This window comes from Streptomyces sp. NPDC027185, from assembly GCF_055567035.1.
The window spans coordinates 486,015-509,181 of sequence record NZ_JBVHRF010000005.1 but is presented as its reverse complement, the minus strand read 5'-3'; the positions used below and the strand labels follow the sequence as shown (position 1 = coordinate 509,181).

The window sequence follows — 23,167 nt, the reverse complement described above, 5'->3', positions numbered from 1 at the left end:
CCGCTACCGGCGGTCGGACCACCCGGGCGGGACGCCCGGGGCCGGCGGGCCCGACCACGTGGGCTCCGCGGCGTGCGCCTGCGCGGAGAGCATGGCGGCGGCGGCCGCCCGGCGGGCCCGCACCGTCCAGGCCCCGAGGACGGCCAGCAGCACCGCCCCCGTACCGAGCCCGGCGTACCCCAGCGCCCGCAGAGGCCCGCCACCGTCCGACGGCGGTGCGGGCAGCCCCTGCTCCGCCGCCTCCCGGCCCCCGGGCCGTACGGAGAAGTCCCCGGCGGGCGCGGCGTACCCCGGCCCCGGCCGGGCCTTGCCGCGGACGTCCACCCGCAGCGTGAGGTCCGCGCCCCGCGGGAAGAACCGCGCGGCGTCCGGGTGGAGCGTGACCTCCAGGTAGTACCAGCCGGCGACCCGCATGGCCCGCACCTCGTCGGAGGCGGCGAAGCGGTTGCCGTACGCGACGGGCGCGGTGAACAGCTTCGAGGCGGCGGGCCGCCCGTCGTGGAGGACGAAGGTGTCGTCGTCGATCACACCGCGCGCCGGGTTGTACGCGGTCACCCCGAGCGCCTTCGCGACGCCCTCACCGCCGGTGGCCGCGTCGGGCAGTTCCGCGCTGAGGTTCAGGCGCTGACCCCAGTCGACCGGCACCCGGTAGAAACGGGACTCGCCGGGCCGGATGCGGTCCCGCCACAGCCCCGTGCTCACGGAGCCCGCGTTGTGGAAACCGCTGCCGCCGCGCGCCTGCCGCTCGGTACCGGAGGCCGGCGGCGGGGGCGTGGCCGACGGCCAACCGCCCTCCGTGGGCGCGGCGGGCGGGGTGCCCTTGAGTCCCGGCTCGGAGAGATGGGTGATCTCGATCGGCCACGCCTGCGGCCCGGAGGTCGCCGGTCCCTCCCGGCTGACGACGAGGTAGTACGCCCCGGCGCTCCGGCACCGCGCGCCGTCGCCGTCCACACCGCGGGTGGCGTGGTCGGCGATGGGGTACGCCGTGCCGTCCGCGCGGAACGCCGGATCGGCCTCCCGGTCGCAGATGGTGCCGTCGGCGTCCTGCACGCTGATCTTGATCCGGTCCGCGTGGTCCTCGACCTTGGTGCCCGGCGGCGGCGCGGCGACCACCGAGAAGTACGCGGTGGACTTCGCGTCGAGCGGCACGGTGTAGTACTTCCGCTCCCCGCGCCCGATGACGTCGGTGTACGTCCCCCTGCCGATCTCCGGGGCGTCTGCCGCACCGGCCCGCCCCTTGACCGGGGTGGCGTCCGGCGCCGTGGTGTAGCGGGGTACGTCCGCGGTGTCCGCGGCGGCGGACGCCGTGCCCACCGCGCCCGGCGCCAGTGCCACCGCCGAGAGCACCGCCAGTACGGCGGTGCCCCTCCGGATCGCACACCCCGTCACCATGGCTCCCCCTTCGCCGCGTTCCTCCGCCGCTCCCGCGCCCGGTGCTCCTGCCCCGGAACGGCCGGCCGCACCGTACCGCCCGCCGTCCGCGGGTCCACCGGGCCGCTCCCCGCGCCGTCCCGCGCCGGGCGGCGTGCCCGGAGGTACGCCCCGGCGAGCCCGGCCAGCAGCAGGACACCCACCCCGAGGGAGCATCCGGCCACGACCGGGCCGGGCTTCCAGCCACCGCCCCCGGACAGCCGGCCGTTCTCCTCTTCCGGTGCCGTTCCACCGGACGCGGTGTGGGCGGCCCGGCCCGCGCCCGCCCCCGGGCCGGACTTCGCCGTCCCCAGAACGGCGACCCGCAGCACCACCCCGACCTGCGCGTTCGGCACGGACCGGGCAGCGTCGGCGCCCAGCGTCACCGCGAGGTAGAAGTTCCCGGCGCGGTGCACCGGTACGACATGGGTGCCGGACTCGTAGCGGTTGCTCCAGGCCACCGGCACGGTCCCCATCCGCAGCGACGTCGGTTTCCCGGTGTACGGCCTGCGGGAGGTGAACTCGCCGGTGCCGTTGCCCACCGGCACCCGGTCCGGTGTGTAGACCTGGGTGGCCGCGTACGAGTAGTGCGTACTGCGGCCGTTCGCCGCGGGCTCGTTGGCGAACTGCACGTCGTAGCGGAGCTGCTGGCCCCAGCCGACCGGCACCTTGTACCAGAGCGTCCGGGCGGGCTGCAGCCGATCGCGCCAGACGCCCTGGCCCAGCGTCCGGGCGTCGTTGAAGCCGGTGCCGCCCCGGACGTCCTTCGGGGCGCCCGCGGGCAGGACCGCGTCCTTGCCGCCCGCGCCGTACTCCGGCGCCGACTGCGCGGGGGTGACGCCCTTCTCCAGCGGATGTTCCACGTGAAACGTCAGCTCCACCGGCCACCGTGCGGCGTCCGCCCCGCGTCCCGCCCTGCGCTCGACGACGAACCAGTACCGCCCGGCCTTGTCACAGCTGCGGTAGCCGCTCTCCGACGGCACCCGGCTGAGACCGGAGGTGAGCGGAGTGGCCCCCTCCCGCTGGCCGAAGAGCTGTGTGACGGACCCGCAGACACCGGCGGTGCCGTACGCCAGCTCGGTGTGCAGCCCGTCCGAGAGGCCGACGGCGGCGCCGGGTCTCGGCGCCAGCGTCGCCGAGAAGTCCGCGGTGGAGGCGGCGTCCAGATCGACGGCGTAGTACCGCTTCTCGTTCGGGCCGATGGTGTCGGTGTACTGACCGGGTGTAAGGCCCGGCGCACTCTCCCGGGACGCCGCGCCGCGTACCCGCTCACCCTGCAAGCGGTAGGCACCGACGGAGAGTTGCCCGGCCTTCCGGAGCTGCCCCGCCTGCCGGGCCTGCCGGGCGGGCACGGCGGCGTCCGAGGCGTCGTACCGCCCGTCGCCCGCCCCTGCCGCGCACTCCCGCCGCCGCCGGAGCGGACCGGACACCTGGAAGCCGGTGGCGTCGATCCGCAACTCACCGGCGGAGCCGCCGCCCCGGTCCGCGCACGGCGACGGCGTCCGGCAGCCGCCCTCACCGTCCAGGACCGGCCGGACCGCCCGGTCACCGCCGGAACTCCCGCCGGGCGCCCGCAGATCGGCCACGGCAGCCCGGACCGCCCGCCCGCTGCGGCGGTCCCCCTCGGGCCCGACGGCGGCGACCGCCTCCGTCAGCCCGGCACGGCCGGTCGGCGCGACGGACCGCACCGATCGGGCGTCGTCGTCACACCCCCGCGCCCCACCGGCCCCGGAGGCCCGCAGCCCGGCGGGCGGCCCCTCCGGCAGAGCGTCGACGACGGCTCCGACGGGCTTACGGGCGGCGGCGATCCGGCTGATGCCGGAGCCGGCGTCCCGCGCCGTCGCGCCGGCGGAGCCGAGGACCACCGCCGTGCCGCCGCCGGCGCGGGCGGCCGGGTCCATACGGGCGGCGTGCGCCGGCGCCGCGGCCGACGCCAGCAACAAACCGCAGGTCAGCGCCGTACGCCACCGTCGATGCCGTCGTGCCATGCCCTCGTCCCCCTCGCGCCGTACGGGTACCCCACCACGTGACTTTGCTAGTGCAACTCAATCATGTGCTATGGCGAACACAAGGGGCGGAGCCACGGCCGCACCACGGCGTCCGTACCCCGGGTGCCACCCGCACCCACCCCGACGCACGAAACCCCGGAAGCCAGTGGCAACCGGGGTCCGTACAAACTGTGCTGGGCGTCTGGTCTCACACACCCGAACCTGCGGGCACGGAGTCGGTCGCCTCCGTCCACAGATCCTGCTCGGCGCGATCCGCCTGGATCTGGCGGTACACGAGGAGCCCGCCGATGGCGGCCAGTGCGACCAGGAGAAGCTTCTTCACCGCGCGACCTCGTCTTTCGTTGACGTAGGGGACCTATGTGGGCCGATGATACACACCGGCCGATACCGATCGGTTATCTCCTGCGCACCGGGCGACGAGCGACCTACGACCGCTCCAACTCGCGCCCCCGCCAACGACATCGGCCCGGCCGGAGAAATCTCCGGCCGGGCCGATGGGCGGTGCGGCTACCAGGACTTGAACCTGGGACCTCTTCCTTATCAGGGAAGCGCTCTAACCGTCTGAGCTATAGCCGCTCGTTCGCTGCACCAGAAGATTAGCGCACTTCAGAGGCGTTCCCAAAATCGAGGGGCGGGCCGCCCTCACGGCCCGCCCCACGCCGGGTCATTCGTCCTCGGCGAGCGTCAGCTCCACCCCGCCGACGAAGCCCGCCGACAGGTTGTAGATGAACGAACCGAGCGTCGCCAGCGCCGTCGCCAGCACCACGTCGATCACCGCGATGACGGTGGTGAAGAGCAGCACCCGCGGCAGCGACAGGAACGACTGGAGGTCGAAGCCCTTGCCGTCGGCGGAGCCGCTCGCCTCGCTGATCGCCGTACCGACCGTGGAGAAGACGCCCATCGCGTCCATCACCATCCACAGCACGGCGACCGCCACGATCGTGCAGACGCCCAGCGCGAGGGAGAGCAGGAAGCTCACCTTCATCACCGACCAGGGATCGGTACGCGCCACCCGCAGCCGCGCCTTACGGGTACGCGGCGCCGTACGGGCGTCGGTGCGCGGCAGCCGCACCGAACCGGTGCCGCCGTCCGCCGGGTACGCCCGCGGCGGCTCGTACGGCTTGTGCGGCGGCTGTGCCTCGGGCTGCGGCTGTGAGTGCTGCGGATACGGCTGACGGGTATCGGTCATGCTTCCCCCCTCGGGGCTGCCGGACGTGCCGGAGCCACGGGCGCTGTCCTTCGTCACGGTCGCGGGTCCGGACGAGGTGCCCTTCCCGGCTCCCGTTCCACCCGCCGCAGCGCCCGTGGCTCCACTCACGACCTACTCCTTGTGCTTATTCCGCCGCGGGCTGCCCGCCCTCGGCCGCCGGCTCGGCACCCGCCGCCTCAGCGGTCTCCTCGGGCCCCTCGGCCCCGTCGACCTCTTCGGCTTCGCGTCCGGCCTCGGCGTTCCGTGCGATGCCGACGACGGCATCGCGCTTGCCCAGGTTGATCAGTTGGACGCCCATCGTGTCACGACCGGTCTCCCGGACCTCGTTGACCCGCGTACGAATGACGCCACCGCCGAGGGTGATGGCGAGAATCTCGTCGCTCTCCTCGACGACCAGCGCGCCGACCAGCGAACCGCGGTCCTCCACGATCTTGGCCGCCTTGATGCCGAGACCACCGCGGCCCTGGACGCGGTACTCGTCCACCGGCGTGCGCTTGGCGTAGCCGCCGTCCGTCGCGGTGAAGACGAACGTCCCCGCCCGTACGACGTTCATCGACAGCAGCTCGTCGCCCTCGCGGAAGCTCATGCCCTTCACACCGGAGGTGGCGCGGCCCATCGGGCGCAGCGCCTCGTCGGTGGCGGTGAAACGGATCGACTGGGCCTTCTTGCTGATCAGCAGCAGATCGTCGGCGCCGGAGACCAGCTCGGCGCCGATCAGCTCGTCATCGCTGCCGTCCTCCTGCTCACGGAGGTTGATCGCGATGACACCGCCGGAGCGCGGCGAGTCGTAGTCCTTCAGCGGCGTCTTCTTCACCAGGCCCGCCTTGGTGGCGAGGACGAGGTACGGCGCGGCCTCGTAGTCGCGGATCGCCAGGATGCGGGCGATCTGCTCGTCCGGCTGGAAGGCCAGGAGGTTGGCGACGTGCTGGCCGCGCGCGTCCCGTCCGGCGTCCGGCAGCTCGTACGCCTTGGCGCGGTAGACGCGGCCCTTGTTGGTGAAGAACAGCAGCCAGTGGTGGGTGGTCGAGACGAAGAAGTGGTCGACGATGTCGTCTTCCTTCAGCTTCGTGCCGCGGACGCCCTTGCCGCCGCGCTTCTGGGAGCGGTAGTCGTCGGTCTTGGTGCGCTTGACGTAGCCGCCACGCGTGATGGTGACGACGATGTCCTCCTCGGCGATCAGGTCCTCGATGGACATGTCGCCCTCGAAGGGCACCATCTTGGAGCGGCGGTCGTCGCCGAACTTCTCGACCAGCGCGGCCAGTTCCTCGCTGATGATCTGCCGCTGCTTCTCCGGCGAGGCGAGGATCGCCTTGTACTCGTCGATCTTCTGCTGCAGCTCGTCGTGCTCGGCGGTGATCTTCTGGCGCTCCAGGGCGGCCAGCCGGCGCAGCTGCATCTCCAGGATCGCGTTGGCCTGGATCTCGTCGATGGCGAGCAGGCCCATCAGCCCCTCACGCGCCACCTCGACGGTCTCACTGCGCCGGATCAGCGCGATGACCTCGTCGATCGCGTCCAGCGCCTTGAGCAGACCGCGCAGGATGTGCGCCCGCTCCTCGGCCTTGCGCAGCCGGAAGCGGGTGCGGCGGACGATGACCTCGACCTGGTGGGTGACCCAGTGGCGGATGAACGCGTCCAGCGAGAGGGTGCGCGGCACCCCGTCGACCAGCGCGAGCATGTTGGCGCCGAAGTTGGTCTGCAGGTCGGTGTGCTTGTAGAGGTTGTTGAGCACGACCTTGGCGACCGCGTCCCGCTTGAGGACGATGACCAGCCGCTGGCCCGTACGGGACGACGTCTCGTCACGGACGTCAGCGATGCCGCCGATCTTGCCGTCCTTGACGAGGTCGGCGATCTTCTGCGCGAGGTTGTCCGGGTTGACCTGGTAGGGCAGCTCGGTGACGACCAGGCACTGGCGGTTCTGGATCTCCTCGACCGCCACCACCGCGCGCATCGTGATCGAGCCGCGGCCGGTGCGGTACGCCTCCTCGATGCCCTTGCGGCCCACCACCAGCGCGCCGGTCGGGAAGTCGGGGCCCTTGATCCGCTCGATCAGCGCCTCCAGCAGCTCCTCCGAGGAGGCGTCCGGGTTCTCCAGCGCCCACTGGGCACCGGCGGCGACCTCGCGGAGGTTGTGCGGCGGGATGTTGGTGGCCATACCGACCGCGATGCCGGCCGAGCCGTTGATCAGCAGGTTCGGGAAGCGGGACGGCAGGACCGTCGGCTCCTGGTTCCGGCCGTCGTAGTTGTCCTGGAAATCGACGGTCTCCTCGTCGATGTCCCGCAGCATCTCCATCGAGAGCTGCTTCATCTTGCACTCGGTGTACCGCATGGCAGCCGCCGGGTCGTTGCCCGGGGAGCCGAAGTTGCCGTTGGAGTCGACCAGCGGCATCCGCATCGACCAGGGCTGCGCCAGGCGGACCAGCGCGTCGTAGATCGAGGAGTCGCCGTGCGGGTGGTACGTACCCATGACGTCACCGACGACGCGGGCGCACTTGTAGAAGCCCTTCTCGGGGCGGTACCCGCCGTCGTACATCGCGTAGAGCACGCGGCGGTGCACCGGCTTGAGACCGTCGCGGACGTCGGGCAGCGCACGCGAGACGATGACGGACATCGCGTAGTCGAGGTAGGAGCGCTGCATCTCCGTTTCGAGCCCGACCGGCTCTACGCGCATACCCACGCCCTCGATGGTGGCGGGTGCGCCCTCGGCGGTGGTGCCGTCCGGGGTCACGGGGGGAGTCTCGTCGGCCATGGTGGTTCAAAGTCCTTTCGCGCTGCGGCTGTTGAGGGGCCGACAGACTCAGATGTCGAGGAAGCGGACGTCCTTGGCGTTGCGCTGGATGAACGAGCGACGCGCCTCGACGTCCTCACCCATCAGCACCGAGAACAGGTCGTCGGCGCGGGCCGCGTCGTCCAGGGAGACCTGGCCGAGCACGCGGTGGTCGGCGTCCATCGTGGTGACGCGCAGCTCCTCGGCGTTCATCTCACCGAGACCCTTGAAGCGCTGGACGGAGTCGTCCTTGATGCGCTTGCCGGCCTGCTTGCCGCGCTCGATCAGGGCGTCCCGCTCGGGGTCGGAGTAGGCGTACTCGAAGTCGTCCCGGCCCCACTTGATCTTGTACAGCGGCGGGCGGGAGAGGTAGACGTGGCCCGCCTCGACCAGCGGCCGCATGAAGCGGAAGAGGAAGGTCAGCAGCAGGGTGTTGATGTGCTGGCCGTCGACGTCGGCGTCCGCCATCAAGATGATCTTGTGGTAGCGGAGCTTCTCGATGTCGAAGTCCTCGTGCACACCGGTGCCGAACGCCGAGATCAGCGCCTGGACCTCGTTGTTCTGGAGGATCTTGTCGACCCGGGCCTTCTCGACGTTGAGGATCTTGCCGCGGATCGGGAGGATCGCCTGGTACTCCGGGTTACGGCCGGACTTGGCCGAGCCGCCGGCGGAGTCACCCTCGACGATGAAGATCTCGCACTTGGTCGGGTCGTTGGACTGGCAGTCGCTCAGCTTGCCCGGCAGCGACGCCGTCTCCAGCAGCCCCTTACGGCGGGTCAGATCGCGCGCCTTACGGGCCGCGACACGGGCGGTGGCCGCCTGGATGCCCTTGCGGATGATGTCCGCGGCCTCGTTGGGGTTGCGGTCCAGCCAGTCCGTCAGGTGCTCGTGGACGACCTTCTGGACGAAGGTCTTCGCCTCGGTGTTGCCGAGCTTCGTCTTCGTCTGGCCCTCGAACTGCGGCTCGCCCAGCTTGACGGAGATGATCGCGGTCAGACCCTCGCGGATGTCCTCACCCGTGAGGTTGTCGTCCTTCTCCCGCAGCAGCTTCTTGTCCCGGGCGTAACGGTTGATCAGACCCGTCAGCGCCGCGCGGAAGCCCTCTTCGTGGGTGCCGCCCTCGTGGGTGTGGATGGTGTTGGCGAAGCTGTAGACACCCTCGCTGTACTGGGTGTTCCACTGCATCGCGATCTCCGCGGAGAGCAGCCGCTCCTTGTCCTCGGCCTCGACGTCGATGACCGTCGGATGCACCAGTTCACCCTTGCGGGAGTTCAGGTACTTCACGAAGTCGACGATGCCGCCCTCGTAGTGGTAGCGGACGGAGAGCGGCTTGCCCTCCTCGTCCACGTGGTCCGGGCGCTCGTCGGTCAGCGAGATCGCCAGGCCCTTGTTGAGGAACGCCATCTCCTGGAAGCGGCGCGAGAGCGTCTCGAAGCTGTAGACGGTGGTCTCGAAGATGTCGCCGTCGGCCCAGAACGTCACCGACGTACCGGTCTCGTCCGTCGCCTCGTGCCGCGCCAGCGGGGCGGTCGGCACACCGAGCTTGTACTCCTGCGTCCAGCGGTGGCCGTCCGTACGGACCTCGACCGCCACCCGGGTGGACAGCGCGTTCACCACGGAGACACCCACGCCGTGCAGACCGCCGGAGACCGCGTACCCGCCGCCGCCGAACTTGCCGCCCGCGTGCAGGACCGTCATGACGACCTCGACGGCGGGCTTGTTCTCCGACGGGACGATGCCGACCGGGATGCCACGGCCGTTGTCGACGACGCGCACGCCGCCGTCGGCGAGGATCGTGACGTCGATGGTGTCGGCGTGCCCGGCCATCGCCTCGTCGACGGAGTTGTCGACGACCTCCTGCACCAGGTGGTGCAGACCGCGCTCACCGGTCGAGCCGATGTACATGCCGGGGCGCTTGCGTACCGCGTCCAGGCCCTCCAGGACGGTGATCGCGCTGGCGTCGTACGACTTCTCACCGGAGGCGCCGTCCACGGCGCCTGCCGGGACCCCCTCTTCGGTGGAAGCCGTGTTGTTCTCGTTGAGGTCGCCGGAGTCGGCCACGAAGCGCCCTTTCTGGCACAGCACGAGCCCTCCCCAGCCTGTGGGGGACACCCCACAGAGTCGAAGGGGAGCGGCTGCGTCGTTCTGTCTTGATCGACGTGTCCCGCGATCCGGCGGGATTACGTACCAGTGTACCGGTGGCGCTGACACTCATGGGGCTTTGCGGGTACCTGAGTCCGCATGTGCCGCCCTGAACTCACGTCCGCCGACTCCCCATATCTGGAACGGGGCCTCAGGACGCTCACACCGGCACTCAGCGCTTCGGGCTGTCAACCGGTCGCAACCGTGAGCGGAGTCTCATCCACAACCTGTGTGCACAACCGTCACGGGAGGCCCGAACCGCCTCATCCGTACGTGTCCCCGGGGCCCGTGCTTCCGGGCGCCCGCAGCGGTCCGTACCGCCGCGCCGGACCGCCCGGACCCAGCACCTTGAGGAGCTTCACGGTGCCCTGGCCCAGGTCCTGGTTGAGCCGCCGCACCAACTGCGGGGCCAGCAGCCGCAACTGCGTCGCCCACGCCGTCGAATCGCACTGCACCGTCAGCACCCGGGCGTCCTCGTCGTACCGCTGCGGCTCGCAGTGCTGCGCCACCTCGGGGCCGACCAGCTGCGGCCAGCGGCCCATCACCCCGCCGACCGCCGCCGGGGTCTCCCAGCCGCGCTCGGTGATCAGACGGTTGATCGCGGCGCCCAGCGGCAGCGGATCGCGGCCGTCGGCCCGCGCGCCCGAGCGCAGTCCGCCGCCGCGGCGCGCCTGCTTCTTCTGCTGGGCTGCGGCGCCCCGCGCCCGCGCCTGCTCCTTCGCCGCCACCAGCGCCTGCCGGGCCAGATCGATACCCGACAGCTCCGGCTCCGGCTTCTTCGCGGGCCCCTCGCTCACGGCGTCTCCGCACGGACCGTGCCACCGGACACCGCGAACCGCCGCCCGGCCAGCGCCCCCGGCACATCGTCCTCGACCGCCGCCGTGACCAGCACCTGCTCGCCCGGCGCCACCAGCTCCGCCAGCCGCTCCCGGCGCCGCGCGTCCAGCTCGGCGAAGACGTCGTCGAGGACGAGCACCGGCTCACCGCTGCGCCGCCCGCCGCCCTCCGGCGCCTGCGGCAGCTCCCCCTCCGACCGCAGCAGGTCGTACGAGGCGAGCCGCAGCGCCAGCGCGAACGACCAGGACTCACCGTGGCTGGCGTACCCCTTCGCGGGCAGCTCGCCCAGCTTGAGCAGCAGTTCGTCGCGGTGCGGACCGACCAGCGTCACCCCGCGCTCGATCTCGTTCTTCCGCGCCTCGCCGAGCGCTTCGAGCAGCGCGCCGTACAGCTCCTCGCGGTTGGTCGCGCGGGCCATCGCCTCGCCCGCCGAACCGCGGTACTCCAGGCCCACCGGGCCGCCGCCGGGCGCCAGTTGGGCGTACGCCTTGTCCGTCAGCGGACGCAGCGCGGCGATCAGATCGAGCCGCTGCGCCAGCAGCTCGGCACCGGCGCGCGCCAGATGCTGATCCCAGATGTCCAGCGTCGACAGGTCCATCTTCCGGCCACCGTGGCGCCGGGCGAGCGCCGCGGACTTCAGCAGGGTGTTGCGCTGTTTGAGGACGCGGTCGTAGTCGCCGCGCACCCCGGCCATCCGCGGTGCCCGCGCGGTGATCAGCTCGTCCAGGAACCGCCGCCGCTCCCCGGGATCGCCCTTGATCAGCGCCAGATCCTCCGGCGCGAAGAGCACCGTACGGACGATGCCGAGCACATCGCGCGGCTTCACCTGGGAGGAGCGGTTGATCCGGGCGCGGTTGGCGCGGCCCGGATTCAGCTCCAGCTCGATCAGCTGCTGCCGGTCCCCCTGGGCCACCGCGGCGCGGACGATGGCGCGCTCGGCGCCCATCCGCACCAGCGGCGCGTCCGAGGAGACCCGGTGGCTGCCGAGCGTCGCCAGATAGCCGACCGCCTCGACAAGGTTGGTCTTGCCCTGGCCGTTGGGGCCCACGAACGCCGTGACGCCCGGTTCGAGCGGGACCTCGACCCGGGCGTACGAGCGGAAGTCGGCGAGCGACAGATGCGTGACGTGCATGGAGCTGCGCCGACCTCCCGCGGCTGCGGACCTGCTGGTTACTTCTTGTTCTCGACGGCGTGGCCGCCGAACTGGTTGCGCAGCGCCGCGATCATCTTCATCTGCGGCGAGTCCTCCTGGCGGGAGGCGAAGCGGGCGAAGAGCGACGCGGTGATCGCGGGCAGCGGCACCGCGTTGTCGATCGCCGCCTCGACCGTCCAGCGGCCTTCACCGGAGTCGGCGGCGTAGCCACGCAGCTTGTCCAGGTGCTCGTCGTCGTCGAGGGCGTTGACCGCGAGGTCGAGCAGCCAGGAACGGATGACCGTGCCCTCCTGCCAGGAGCGGAAGACCTCGCGCACATCGGTGACGGAGTCGACCTTCTCCAGCAGCTCCCAGCCCTCGGCGTACGCCTGCATCATCGCGTACTCGATGCCGTTGTGGACCATCTTCGCGAAGTGGCCGGCGCCGACCTTGCCCGCGTGCACCGCGCCGTACTCGCCCTCGGGCTTGAGCGCGTCGAAGATCGGCTGCACCTTGGCGACGTCCTCGGCGGAACCGCCGTACATCAGCGCGTAGCCGTTCTCCAGGCCCCAGACGCCACCGGAGACACCGCAGTCGACGAAGCCGATGCCCTTGGCCGCCAGCTCCTCGGCGTGCTTCTCGTCGTCGGTCCAGCGGGAGTTGCCGCCGTCGACGACGATGTCGCCCTCGGACAGCAGCTCACCGAGCGCGTCGATGGTCGCCTGGGTGGCGTCACCGGCGGGAACCATGACCCACACGACCCGCGGACCCTTGAGCTTGCCCACAAGCTCTTCCAGGCTGTGGACATCCGCGAGATCGGGGTTGCGGTCGTATCCGACGACGGTGTGGCCGGCGCGGCGGATGCGCTCGCGCATGTTGCCGCCCATCTTGCCGAGACCGACGAGACCGAGCTCCATCAGAGACCCTCTTTGCACGTAGTCGTTGCTGTTCGTACCCGCCTCCGAGCCTACGCCGGGTGGTGCGTGCACACCTGTGGGCCCGAGCGCTCATCGGCTCCGCCCGCCCGGGGACGCGGAGGGCCGGCCGGGAGCCCCGGCCGGCCCGTACCCGCAAGGACGTCAGCCGGAGAGCCGCACCGGCATGATCAGGTACTTGTACGTCTCGTCCGCCTCGGCGTCCTTGGCGGGACGACCGCTGAGCAGCGCGGGCTTGGTCGACGTCGTGAAGGACAGCTGCGCGACCGGGGAGTCGATCGCCGACAGGCCCTCCAGCAGGAAGCCCGGGTTGAAGGCGATCGAGATGTCGTCGCCCTCCAGGTCCGCGTCGACGCGCTCCACAGCCTGTGCGTCGTCGCTGGAGCCGGCCTCCAGGATCAGCACGCCCTGCTCGAAGCTGAGCCGCACCGGGGTGTTCCGCTCGGCCACCAGCGCCACACGCTTGACCGCCTCGACGAACGGCGCGGTCTCGATCACCGCGACGGAGTTGAACTCGGTCGGGAAGAGCGTGCGGTACTTCGGCAGATCGCCCTCCAGCAGCCGCGTCGTCGTCCGGCGGCCGGCGCCTTCGAAACCGATCAGGCCCTCGCCCGCGCCCGAGCCGGACAGCGCCAGGGTGACGGTGTCACCGCTGCTCAGCGACTTGGCGGTGTCCTGGAGCGTCTTGGCGGGGACCAGCGCGACGGCGGAGGCGTCCGGGTTCTCCGGCTTCCACAGGAACTCACGGACGGCGAAGCGGTACCGGTCGGTGGAGGCCAGCGTGACGGTGTCGCCCTCGATCTCGATCCGCACACCGGTGAGCACCGGCAGGGTGTCGTCACGTCCGGCGGCGATCGCGACCTGCGCGGCGGCGGCGGCGAAGACCTCACCGGGGACGGTGCCGGTGGCGGTGGGCATCGTCGGCAGGGCCGGGTACTCCTCCACAGGCAGGGTGTGGAGAGTGAAGCGGGAGGAGCCGCAGACGACGGTCACGCGGACACCGTCGGTGGAGATCTCCACCGGACGGTTGGGGAGCGCCCGGCAGATGTCGGCGAGCAGCCGGCCGGAGACGAGGACGGTGCCCTCCTCCTCGACCTCCGCCTCGACCGAGACCCGCGCCGAGACCTCGTAGTCGAAGCCGGAGAGCGACAGCTTGCCGTCCTCCGACTTCAGCAGCAGGCCCGCGAGGACGGGCACCGGCGGACGGGCCGGGAGGCTCTTGGCCGCCCAGGCCACCGCCTCCGCGAGTACATCGCGCTCCACCCGGATCTTCACCGGAAACCGCCTCCTGCTGTTGCTGGCTCTCGCCCTGCTGGCTTTCGTCGTCGGCTGAGTTGCCGGATTCCAGTCTGACGCACGCCACCGACAGCCGTTGCTGCTCGGGGTCAAGTCGGCTCCGCGGGTGGTCGGCGCTCGGAGCGCGAGTTGTGCACAGGCCCCGTTTCCGAACGAGTTCCCCGGTAGATATCCGTGGTCGTAGTAGTAGGGCCTGTGGAAACCGTGGACAACTGCCTTTTCGCAGGTCAACGCGGATTTTTTATCCACCGGTCCTGTGGGTGGCGGTCGTGGATAACCCGGCGGATCTGTGGACCGCCGAAAGTTCTGCACACCCCATGCACAGGGGAAGGCGACTTCTCCCCAGCGCCGTCCCCAGTTTTACCCAGGTTCCCCACAGCCCAACCCCCGGTGTTGATGTGACCGCTTTCACTCGGGGCGGTGAGCGCCGGTGTCGTGTTGCCGAACAGTGGACAGGGGTGTGGAGAAGCTGGGGACAACCGCCCCCAGCCTGTGGGCAGCCGGTGGACAACCCGAATGGCCCCCTGTGGACGAACTCTCTGTCCACAGCCTGTGGATTACGGTTTGCCACAAATCCACACCCCTCTGACCTCGACCGATGATCCGTCAGAAGCCGAGCCTGTGGATGCCATAGGGATAACTTCCCAGTCCCCAGGATGTGGACGGAAGATTTTCCCCCAATCTGTGGAGGGAGGCCGTGACCTCCCCCGAAAATCGAACAGATCCGGGCGCCGTCCACAGCTCCGGCACCCCCTCCGGCGCCCCCGTAACCCCTCCCCGGCCCCCTTCCGAGCCGTTCTGCCCCTCCCTGGGGACGACCGCACCGCCGCCGCAGAACGCCGCACAGCGAAGCCGGACCACCCCGCGCGAGCACCCCACGAGGACGGGCGAAGCCCTGAAGAGGCCCCGGAAAAAGCGGAGCCGGGGCAGCGTGACCGGGAAGCCGGGAAGCCGGGAAGCCGGGAAGCCGGGAAGCCGGGAAGCCGGGAAGCCGGGAAGCCGCGCGGTACGGCCGGGAGAACCTGGTACGGCCCCCGGAAAGCGCGGCGGGCGCCCCGGGATCTCCCGGAGCGCCCTGGGGCGTCGCACCGGCCGTCACGGCGGTGCGCGCATCAGCCGTTCTTGATGCGGTTGGTCAGCTCGGTGACCTGGTTGTAGATGGAGCGGCGCTCCGCCATCAGCGCCCGGATCTTGCGGTCGGCGTGCATCACCGTCGTATGGTCCCGCCCGCCGAACTGCGCGCCGATCTTCGGCAGCGACAGATCCGTCAGCTCCCGGCACAGGTACATCGCGATCTGCCGCGCCGTCACCAGCACCCGGCTGCGGGACGAGCCGCACAGGTCGTCGACGGTCAGCCCGAAGTAGTCGGCGGTGGCCGCCATGATCGCGGTCGCGGTGATCTCCGGTGCCGCGTCCTCACCACCGGGGATCAGGTCCTTCAGCACGATCTCGGTGAGCCCGAGGTCGACCGGCTGCCGGTTGAGCGACGCGAACGCGGTGACGCGGATCAGCGCCCCCTCCAGCTCACGGATGTTCCGCGAGATCCGGGACGCGATGAACTCCAGCACCTCGGGCGGCGCGTTCAGCTGCTCCTGCACCGCCTTCTTCCGCAGGATCGCGATCCGGGTCTCCAGCTCGGGCGGCTGGACGTCCGTGATCAGACCCCACTCGAAGCGGTTGCGCAGCCGGTCCTCCAGGGTGACCAGCTGCTTGGGCGGCCGGTCCGAGGAGAGCACGATCTGCTTGTTGGCGTTGTGCAGCGTGTTGAAGGTGTGGAAGAACTCCTCCTGCGTCGACTCCTTGCTCGCCAGGAACTGGATGTCGTCGACGAGCAGGATGTCCATGTCGCGGTAGCGCTTGCGGAACGCGTCCGCCTTGCCGTCGCGGATGGAGTTGATGAACTCGTTGGTGAACTCCTCCGAGCTCACGTACCGCACCCGGGTTCCCGGGTACAGGCTGCGCGCGTAGTGCCCGATCGCGTGCAGCAGGTGCGTCTTGCCGAGCCCGGACTCGCCGTAGATGAACAGCGGGTTGTACGCCTTGGCCGGCGCCTCCGCGACGGCGACGGCCGCGGCGTGCGCGAAGCGGTTCGACGCGCCGATGACGAAGGTGTCGAAGAGGTACTTCGGGTTCAGCCGGGCGGTCGGCTCCCCCGGACCCGTCGCCGGCGCGGGCTGCGCCGCGAGCGGACCGGGCGCCCCGCTGGGCGCGGGCAGCGCCGGACCGGGACCGGCGTGCCGCCCCGACTGGTGCTCGGCGGCGTCCCGCCGCTGCGCCTGCGGGTCGTAGGGGTCACGCCCCTCGGAGTGCTGAGCCCGCGGGTGCTCGGGCCCCTGCCCGCGGTAGTCGCCCTGCTGCTGTACGTGCGAGGGGGGCGGCGTGGCGTACGGATCGCGCTCGGGGAAGCCGAGGCGCTGCTGCTGCCAGCCGTAGTCCTCACGGGGGCCGGGCGCGGGCGGCAGGGAGGAGGAGTGCTGCGGCCAGGAGCCGGGCTCGTGCCGGGGCTGCTGGTGCTGCGGGTAATCGGGGTAGGCGGGCCGCACGTGCGGCAGCTCGTCGCCCTGGCGCCCGTAGCCCTGCCGCCCGTCGTAGCTCTCGTACGTCTCGTGCGGCGGCTGGTGCTGCGGGTGCTGCCCCTGCTGCGGGTGCGGGGTGTGCTGCGGGGCCTGCGGCTGCGGCGCGGGTGCGGCGGGCTCCTCGGAGGAGTCGTCGACGGTGATCGCGATCCGGATCGGGCGGCCGCACTCATGGCTGAGGGCCTCGCCGATCAGCGGTGCCAGCCGGCCTTCCAGCACCCCCTTGGCGAATTCGTTGGGGACGGCGAGCAGCGCGGTGTCCGCGACGAGCGCCAGCGGCTGCGTGCGCTTGAGCCAGTCCTGGTCCTTGGGCTTGAGCCCGTCGCCGTCCGCCCGTAGGAGGTGGTCGAGTACGCGCGGCCACACTGCGGCAAGATCGGCAGGTACATCAGCCACGGAACACGCTCTCTCAGCAGTCCCACGAATGTGTGATTCTCAGGACGGGCGGGAAGTAATCGGGGTTCAGCCACGGTAGTCAGGCCGGGCCTGGGGATTCAAGTTGTTGTCCACAGGCTGTGCATAGTGTGTCCCGGTCGGCCCCGGTCCGGGGTGATCGACCGGTGGTTTGACCGGATGGCGTAGCCGCGCGTACCGTGACCAGGTCGAGTTGTCGATGGCTGCTGCCGCCTGCCTCCGATGGGCAAAGATCGCTCAAGCGGTCAAGAAGCGGTGCACTTAGGCGTTGCGAGCTACTCGTGGGCGCACGGTGACAGCCAGTCGACGCCCCACATCTGTCTCGCATGAGGCAACAAGCATTCCTGGAGCCCCCGAGTGAGCAAGCGCACCTTCCAGCCGAACAACCGCCGCCGCGCGAAGACCCACGGCTTCCGTCTGCGCATGCGGACCCGCGCCGGTCGCGCCATCCTGGCCTCCCGCCGTGGCAAGGGTCGCGCCCGCCTGTCGGCCTGAGCAGCCAGACCCTAGGTCCATGACGTGCTGCCTACCGAGCATCGGCTGAGGCGGCGCGAGGACTTCGCGACCGCGGTACGCCGGGGACGCAGGGCCGGGCGCCCGCTCCTTGTCGTTCATCTACGTAGCGGCGCAACGGACCCGCACGCAGCGGGGGAACACGCTTCCCCCGCGCGTGCGGGTTTCGTCGTCAGCAAGGCCGTTGGCGGCGCCGTCGTCCGCAACAAGGTCAAGCGCCGGCTCCGGCACCTTCTGCGTGACCGGCTGTCCGCGCTGCCCGCCGGTAGCCTGGTTGTCGTACGGGCATTGCCCGGTGCGGGTGAATCGGACCATGATCAGCTGGCCCGTGACCTGGACGCCGCCCTGAAGCGGCTGCTGGGTGAGGCGCCGCGCGACAGCCGTCCCGCGGGGGGCAACCCTCGGATCCCCGGCAGGGGACCGGGAGGGAGCGCACAGTGAAGTACCCGCTGCTGCTGTTGATCAAGCTGTATCAGTGGACCATCAGCCCCCTGCTGGGCCCGGTCTGCAAGTACTACCCGTCGTGTTCGCACTATGGCTACACCGCCATCGACCGGCATGGCGCGGTGAAAGGGACTGCGCTGACCGCTTGGCGCATTCTGCGTTGCAACCCGTGGTCGCTCGGTGGCGTCGACCACGTCCCTCCCCGGAAGCGTCCGGTGTGGCATCAGCGGCTGAGGAGCCGCCTGGGCGGGCCCACCGCCTCTGAGCCCGTCGTCGCCCAGCCCGAGACTCAGCCCAATGCCCAAGGAGCCTGATTCGTGGACACGATCCTGAATCCCCTCTATTACGCCGTTTCCTGGATCATCGTCCAGTTCCACTCGTTCTACAGCCTGATCTTCGACAAGAACAGTGGCGCGGCGTGGGGTCTGTCCATCGTCTCGCTGGTGGTACTGATCCGGATCTGCCTGATCCCGCTCTTCGTGAAGCAGATCAAGGCGACACGGAACATGCAGGCGCTCCAGCCGAAGATGAAGGCGATCCAGGAGCGCTACAAGAGCGACAAGCAGCGCCAGTCCGAAGAGATGATGAAGCTCTACAAGGAGTCGGGCACCAACCCGCTCTCGAGCTGCCTCCCGATCCTGGCCCAGTCGCCGTTCTTCATCTCGCTGTACCAGGTCCTGAACCACATCGCGCAGAACAAGATCGTCGGTGTCATCGACCAGCCGCTGCTGGAGAGCGCGCAGAAGGCGCACATCTTCGGAGCCCCGCTGTCGGCGAAGTTCATGGACTCCGCGACGCGGGTCGAGGCGCTCGGCGCCACGCTGACCGACGTCCGCGTCGTCACCGTCGTCATGATCGTCCTGATGTCGCTGTCGCAGTTCTACACGCAGCGCCAGCTGATGACGAAGAACGTCGACCTGACGGTGAAGACGCCGTTCATGCAGCAGCAGAAGATGCTGATGTACGTCTTCCCGATCATGTTCGCCGTCTTCGGTATCAACTTCCCCGTCGGTGTCCTCGTCTACTGGTTGACCACCAACGTGTGGACCATGGGCCAGCAGATGTTCGTCATCCGCCGGAACCCGACCCCGGGCAGCAAGGCGTTCGAGGAGCGGCAGGAGCGGCTGCGGGCCAAGGGCAAGATCGTCGAGGACCCGGCCGAGATCGAGGCGAAGAAGGCGGCCGAAGAGGCGCGGCAGAACCGCCAGCAGCCCAAGCGGCAGCCGAAGTCCAAGCGCCAGGCGCCCGCCGGTCCCGCCACCGCACGTCCCGCAGGTGCCCGGACCCGGGCCAGCTCGCAGTCGGGCAAGAGCGACGGGCAGAGCGGCGAGAAGAAGCAGTCGCTGGAGAAGAAGACCCCGCAGGACGGCAAGTCCACCGAGAGCGGCAAGGGGAAGGGCGGCGCTGCCGAGAAGGGCAGCTCCTCCGGGTCCCGTACCACCAAGTCCGGACAGCGCAAGGGCCAGCAGCGCCCCAAGCACCCGTCCAAGAAGTAAGAGGAGTCCTTTCGTGACGGACACGACCCCTGCCGCCAAGGGCACCGACACCCTGACCCGCCTGGAGCAGGAAGGCGAGATCGCGGCCGACTACCTTGAGGGTCTGCTGGACATCGCGGACCTCGACGGCGACATCGACATGGATGTCGAGGCCGACCGCGCCGCTGTGTCGATCATCAGCGACTCGACCAGCCGCGATCTGCAGAAGCTGGTGGGCCGCGATGGTGAGGTGCTGGAGGCGCTGCAGGAGCTGACCCGCCTCGCCGTGCACCGGGAGACCGGTGACCGCAGCCGGCTGATGCTCGACATCGCCGGGTTCCGGGCGCGGAAGCGCGAGGAGCTGGCCGAGCTGGGCGCGAAGGCGGCGGAGGAGGCGAAGGCCACCGGTCAGCCGGTGAAGCTGGACCCGATGACGCCGTTCGAGCGCAAGGTCGTCCACGACGCCGTGGCGGCGGCGGGGCTGAGCAGCGAGTCCGAGGGCGAGGAGCCGCAGCGGCGCGTGGTCGTCCTGCCGGCCTGACCCTCCCCACTCCCGTGTTGTTGGCCCCGTCTGCACGTCAGGCGGGGCCAAATCTTGTCAGCCTTCTGTGTTATCCCGGGGAAAACCCCGGATCCGGCAGCACCAGCAGCAGTCCAGAGGAAGGGCGGTTCCCGTGGCGGAGGCAGCAGCGGAGCTCCCTCCCGCGCCGAAAGAGGCGCAGGAGGTATTCGGCGAGCACTTTGCGGAGGCCGTGCGGTACGGCGAACTGCTCGCCGACGCCGGTGTGACCCGAGGGCTGATCGGCCCCCGGGAGGTGCCGAGGCTGTGGGAGCGGCACCTGTTGAACTGCGCGGTGCTCTCCGAGGTCGTCCCCGAGGGCGTCTCGGTCTGTGACGTCGGCTCGGGCGCGGGTTTGCCCGGCATCCCGCTGGCCCTGGTCCGGCCGGATCTCAAGATCACGCTGCTGGAACCGCTGCTGCGTCGGACGAATTTCCTCCAGGAGGTCGTGGAACTGCTCGGCCTGGACCACGTCACGGTCGTCCGCGGGCGGGCCGAGGAGGTCATGGGCAAGCTGCCCCAGGTGCATGTGGTCACCGCCCGTGCGGTGGCGCCGCTGGACCGGCTGGCGGGGTGGGGTGTTCCGCTGCTGCGTCCGTACGGCCAGATGCTGGCGCTCAAGGGCGACACCGCGGAGGAGGAGCTGAAGAGTGCCCGTGCGGCCCTGAGCAAGCTGGGCGTGGTGGAGACCTCGGTGGTGCAGGTCGGCGAGGGCGTGGTGGATCCGTTGTCGACCGTGGTCCGGGTCGAGGTCGGGGAGAGCCCGGGAGGCGTGCGGTTCGCTGCGAAGCGCGCCAAGGCTGCCCGGCCCAGCAGGGCGTCGCGGGGGCGGCGCCGCTGACCCCGCTCCGGCGGTGCCGTCAGCGGACCGGTGGGCGTGGCCTCGATCGATGAGGGGCGCCCACCGCGCGGTCCAGGCAAAAGAGGCAAGGCGGAGTGTCGCGTCCTATTCGGACGTGGCGCTGGCATCGTGTTTCACGTGAAACGTCGTTCTCTGCTGCAAGGGATCATCGTGCGTGGTCAAGCCTCAGCTGAGCCGCGGGATCGTAGACCCACACGGGGCACCGAAGTATCCACAGACGTGGGTTCATCCACAGGAGAGCGGACCTCACTGGTTCGTGATACCGAAAGCATGGCAGGCTCAGAGCACTGTGAGCCTGATGTCGAGGAGAGTGAATCCTTGCGGTCCGACGCCCATATCGCGGGACCGATGACCGATCCGGTCCCCGGTCCCCGCAGCGAGTCGCTCGGGGAGGATGTTTCACGTGAAACACCGTCCCCGATGGACGACACCCCGATCGGTCGTGCAGCTCAGCTGACGGTGCAGGCAATCGGCCGCTCGGGCGAAGCGCTGCCTCGCCCGGAACAGACACGCGTCATGGTGGTCGCCAACCAGAAGGGCGGCGTGGGGAAGACCACCACGACCGTGAATCTGGCGGCATCGCTGGCGCTGCACGGTGCGCGGGTCCTGGTTGTCGACCTCGACCCGCAGGGCAACGCCTCCACCGCGCTCGGAATCGACCACCACGCCGAAGTGCCATCCATCTATGACGTGCTGGTGGACAGCAAGCCGTTGTCGGACGTGGTGCAGCCGGTGCCCGATGTCGAGGGTCTGTTCTGCGCGCCGGCCACGATCGATCTGGCCGGAGCCGAGATCGAGCTGGTCTCCCTCGTGGCACGGGAGAGCAGGCTGCACCGCGCGATTCAGGCGTATGAGCAGCCGCTGGACTACGTCCTCATCGACTGTCCGCCCTCGCTCGGCCTGCTCACCGTGAATGCGCTGGTGGCCGGCGCCGAGGTGCTGATCCCGATCCAGTGCGAGTACTACGCGCTGGAGGGCCTGGGGCAGCTGCTGCGCAACGTCGAGTTGGTGCGCGGGCACCTCAACCCCAAACTCCACGTCTCGACGATTCTGCTCACCATGTACGACGGCCGTACCCGGCTCGCCTCCCAGGTCGCCGAAGAGGTGCGCAGCCACTTCGGGAAAGAGGTGCTCCGCACGAGCATTCCGCGCTCGGTGCGTATCTCCGAGGCCCCCAGCTACGGCCAGACGGTGCTCACCTACGCCCCGGGATCCAGTGGCTCGCTCTCCTACCTGGAGGCGGCCAGAGAGATTGCCCTGCGCGGCGCGGGTGGTACCGCGGCACAGGAACTGAGTGTGAACTATGAACCGCAGCACGGTACGCCGGAGGGGACGCAGTGAGCGAACGACGTAGGGGACTGGGCCGTGGGCTCGGTGCGCTGATTCCCGCGGCGCCGCAGAGCGCCGAGCAGGGGGGCACGGCGGTGGGCCGCGGCGCGACGTCACCGTCGGCAGTTCCGGTGCTGGCACCGGAACGGGGAGTGGCCGCGGCTAAGGTGGCGTCGCTTCCGACGGCTCCTGTTTCACGTGAAACAGCCGAGCCTGCCGCGGGCGGATCGGCTACGGGGACGGAGGTGGCGGGCGCGTACTTCGCCGAGTTGGAGCTGGACGCGATCACCCCGAACCCCCGGCAGCCGCGGGAGGTGTTCGACGAGGACGCTCTCGCGGAGCTGGTCACGTCCATCCGCGAAGTGGGACTCCTGCAACCGGTCGTGGTGCGGAAGGCGTCTCCCGGCCGGTACGAGCTCATCATGGGCGAGCGCCGGTGGCGGGCGTGCCGTGAGGCGGGTCTGGCCAAGATCCCGGCCATCGTCCGGGCCACGGACGATGAGAAGCTGCTGCTCGATGCGCTTCTGGAGAACCTGCACCGGGCACAGCTCAACCCGCTGGAAGAGGCAGCGGCCTACGACCAGTTGCTGAAGGACTTCCAGTGCACGCATGACCAGTTGGCGGACCGGATCGGGCGCTCCCGTCCGCAGGTCACCAACACACTGCGGCTCCTCAAGCTCTCGCCGACCGTCCAGCGTCGGGTTGCCGCAGGGGTGCTCTCCGCAGGGCACGCCCGTGCGCTGCTGTCGGTCGACGACGCCGAGACGCAGGACGCGCTCGCCCGGCGGATCGTGGCGGAGGGGCTTTCGGTCCGGGCGACCGAGGAGATCGTGGTGCTCCAGGCAGCGGAACCAGCTGCCAAAGCCAAGGCGAAGGGGCCCCGGGCGGGCACCCGCGTCTCCCCCGCGCTCAGCGGCCTCGCGTCCCGGTTGTCGGACCGCTTCGAAACCCGGGTGAAGGTCGACCTGGGCCAGAAGAAGGGGAAGATCGTCGTGGAGTTCGCTTCCATGGACGATCTGGAGCGCATCCTCGGGACCCTCGCTCCGGGCGAAGGACCCGTGCTCGGGGCGTCCCAGGAGAACAACAGCGAGAAGTGAGCTGACCGCTGAGCAAAGGGCGGGCCGCGTTCCGGAGGTATTCCGGGACACGGTCCGCCCTTTGCGTTCTCGCGGTATTCCCGTCCATGAAGGGTGGATACGATGCGAACAGAGTGGCTCATTCGCCCCTGTGGCCTCACACCGGGGAGCGAGCCATGCGATC

At 70.2% G+C, this 23,167-nt stretch carries 18 protein-coding genes, 1 tRNA gene and 1 pseudogene; 8 read left to right on the top strand and 12 right to left on the bottom strand.

The window, feature by feature from the left end:
- Window positions 1-3: 3 nt before the first annotated feature.
- The 12 genes from ACZ4M8_RS19545 to dnaA all read right to left on the bottom strand — a co-directional run bounded on the left by ACZ4M8_RS19545 (window position 4) and on the right by dnaA (window position 16,707).
- Window positions 4-1,392 (bottom strand): hypothetical protein, encoded by a 1,389-nt coding sequence (locus ACZ4M8_RS19545; RefSeq protein ID WP_467608959.1) that lies wholly within the window; start codon window positions 1,390-1,392, stop codon window positions 4-6.
- Window positions 1,386-3,398: a hypothetical protein gene (locus tag ACZ4M8_RS19540; RefSeq protein ID WP_467608957.1), complete on the bottom strand. Its 2,013-nt coding sequence runs from the start codon at window positions 3,396-3,398 to the stop codon at window positions 1,386-1,388. Before ACZ4M8_RS19540 ends, ACZ4M8_RS19545 begins: the two co-directional genes overlap by 7 nt.
- 208 nt (window positions 3,399-3,606) lie before the next feature.
- A complete protein-coding gene (locus ACZ4M8_RS19535; RefSeq protein WP_003958712.1) occupies window positions 3,607-3,741 on the bottom strand; it encodes a DLW-39 family protein in 135 nt (44 codons plus the stop codon).
- 180 nt (window positions 3,742-3,921) lie between these two features.
- Window positions 3,922-3,995: transfer RNA gene (locus ACZ4M8_RS19530), tRNA-Ile, on the bottom strand.
- An 88-nt stretch (window positions 3,996-4,083) separates the two neighbouring features.
- On the bottom strand, window positions 4,084-4,737 hold the full coding sequence (locus ACZ4M8_RS19525; protein WP_399088435.1) for a DUF3566 domain-containing protein: 654 nt from the start codon (window positions 4,735-4,737) through the stop codon (window positions 4,084-4,086).
- A gap of 16 nt (window positions 4,738-4,753) precedes the next feature.
- Window positions 4,754-7,375 (bottom strand): DNA gyrase subunit A, encoded by a 2,622-nt coding sequence (gene gyrA / locus ACZ4M8_RS19520; protein WP_467608954.1) that lies wholly within the window; start codon window positions 7,373-7,375, stop codon window positions 4,754-4,756.
- 48 nt (window positions 7,376-7,423) lie between these two features.
- Window positions 7,424-9,478: a DNA topoisomerase (ATP-hydrolyzing) subunit B gene (gyrB, locus tag ACZ4M8_RS19515; RefSeq protein WP_467608952.1), complete on the bottom strand. Its 2,055-nt coding sequence runs from the start codon at window positions 9,476-9,478 to the stop codon at window positions 7,424-7,426.
- Between the two features lie 320 nt (window positions 9,479-9,798).
- Window positions 9,799-10,332 carry a DciA family protein gene (locus ACZ4M8_RS19510; protein ID WP_467608949.1) on the bottom strand — a complete coding sequence of 178 codons (534 nt, stop codon included), beginning with the start codon at window positions 10,330-10,332 and terminating at the stop codon, window positions 9,799-9,801.
- The gene (gene recF, locus ACZ4M8_RS19505; protein ID WP_467608948.1) at window positions 10,329-11,504 is read right to left on the bottom strand and encodes a DNA replication/repair protein RecF; all 1,176 of its coding nucleotides are present in this window, start codon (window positions 11,502-11,504) and stop codon (window positions 10,329-10,331) included. Before recF ends, ACZ4M8_RS19510 begins: the two co-directional genes overlap by 4 nt.
- Window positions 11,505-11,542: 38 nt before the next feature.
- The gene (gene gnd / locus ACZ4M8_RS19500; RefSeq protein WP_467608945.1) at window positions 11,543-12,421 is read right to left on the bottom strand and encodes a phosphogluconate dehydrogenase (NAD(+)-dependent, decarboxylating); all 879 of its coding nucleotides are present in this window, start codon (window positions 12,419-12,421) and stop codon (window positions 11,543-11,545) included.
- 162 nt (window positions 12,422-12,583) lie between these two features.
- The gene (gene dnaN, locus ACZ4M8_RS19495; RefSeq protein WP_030285679.1) at window positions 12,584-13,714 is read right to left on the bottom strand and encodes a DNA polymerase III subunit beta; all 1,131 of its coding nucleotides are present in this window, start codon (window positions 13,712-13,714) and stop codon (window positions 12,584-12,586) included.
- Between the two features lie 1,133 nt (window positions 13,715-14,847).
- Window positions 14,848-16,707 (bottom strand): chromosomal replication initiator protein DnaA, encoded by a 1,860-nt coding sequence (gene dnaA / locus ACZ4M8_RS19490; RefSeq protein WP_467608941.1) that lies wholly within the window; start codon window positions 16,705-16,707, stop codon window positions 14,848-14,850.
- A 375-nt stretch (window positions 16,708-17,082) separates the two neighbouring features.
- Between dnaA and rpmH the strand changes: the two genes are divergently transcribed.
- The 8 genes and pseudogenes from rpmH to ACZ4M8_RS19450 all read left to right on the top strand — a co-directional run bounded on the left by rpmH (window position 17,083) and on the right by ACZ4M8_RS19450 (window position 23,004).
- Window positions 17,083-17,220, top strand: a complete 138-nt coding sequence (gene rpmH, locus ACZ4M8_RS19485) for a 50S ribosomal protein L34 (RefSeq protein WP_003949374.1) — start codon at window positions 17,083-17,085, stop codon at window positions 17,218-17,220.
- Window positions 17,221-17,244: 24 nt separating this feature from the next.
- Window positions 17,245-17,613 (top strand): annotated as a pseudogene (gene rnpA, locus ACZ4M8_RS19480) (ribonuclease P protein component); the annotation flags it as partial.
- Between the two features lie 62 nt (window positions 17,614-17,675).
- On the top strand, window positions 17,676-17,996 hold the full coding sequence (gene yidD / locus ACZ4M8_RS19475) for a membrane protein insertion efficiency factor YidD (RefSeq protein ID WP_030285673.1): 321 nt from the start codon (window positions 17,676-17,678) through the stop codon (window positions 17,994-17,996).
- 3 nt (window positions 17,997-17,999) lie between these two features.
- Window positions 18,000-19,178: a membrane protein insertase YidC gene (yidC, locus tag ACZ4M8_RS19470; protein WP_467608938.1), complete on the top strand. Its 1,179-nt coding sequence runs from the start codon at window positions 18,000-18,002 to the stop codon at window positions 19,176-19,178.
- Window positions 19,179-19,191: 13 nt separating this feature from the next.
- A complete protein-coding gene (locus ACZ4M8_RS19465) occupies window positions 19,192-19,698 on the top strand; it encodes a Jag family protein (RefSeq protein WP_467608936.1) in 507 nt (168 codons plus the stop codon).
- Between the two features lie 133 nt (window positions 19,699-19,831).
- Window positions 19,832-20,557, top strand: coding sequence for a 16S rRNA (guanine(527)-N(7))-methyltransferase RsmG (gene rsmG / locus ACZ4M8_RS19460; RefSeq protein WP_467608933.1), 726 nt, complete (start codon window positions 19,832-19,834; stop codon window positions 20,555-20,557).
- Window positions 20,558-20,848: 291 nt separating this feature from the next.
- Window positions 20,849-21,919 (top strand): ParA family protein, encoded by a 1,071-nt coding sequence (locus ACZ4M8_RS19455; protein WP_450956384.1) that lies wholly within the window; start codon window positions 20,849-20,851, stop codon window positions 21,917-21,919.
- Window positions 21,916-23,004, top strand: coding sequence for a ParB/RepB/Spo0J family partition protein (locus ACZ4M8_RS19450; protein WP_467608929.1), 1,089 nt, complete (start codon window positions 21,916-21,918; stop codon window positions 23,002-23,004). Before ACZ4M8_RS19455 ends, ACZ4M8_RS19450 begins: the two co-directional genes overlap by 4 nt.
- Window positions 23,005-23,167: the final 163 nt, after the last annotated feature.

Excerpts from the sequence above, each read along its gene's own strand:
- gyrA (WP_467608954.1), bottom strand. The coding sequence starts at position 7,375 with ATGGCCGACGAGACTCCCCCCGTGACCCCGGACGGCACCACCGCCGAG.
- gnd (WP_467608945.1), bottom strand. The coding sequence starts at position 12,421 with ATGGAGCTCGGTCTCGTCGGTCTCGGCAAGATGGGCGGCAACATGCGC.
- ACZ4M8_RS19540 (WP_467608957.1), bottom strand. The coding sequence starts at position 3,398 with ATGGCACGACGGCATCGACGGTGGCGTACGGCGCTGACCTGCGGTTTG.
- ACZ4M8_RS19545 (WP_467608959.1), bottom strand. The coding sequence starts at position 1,392 with ATGGTGACGGGGTGTGCGATCCGGAGGGGCACCGCCGTACTGGCGGTG.
- recF (WP_467608948.1), bottom strand. The coding sequence starts at position 11,504 with ATGCACGTCACGCATCTGTCGCTCGCCGACTTCCGCTCGTACGCCCGG.
- ACZ4M8_RS19455 (WP_450956384.1), top strand. The coding sequence starts at position 20,849 with ATGGCAGGCTCAGAGCACTGTGAGCCTGATGTCGAGGAGAGTGAATCC.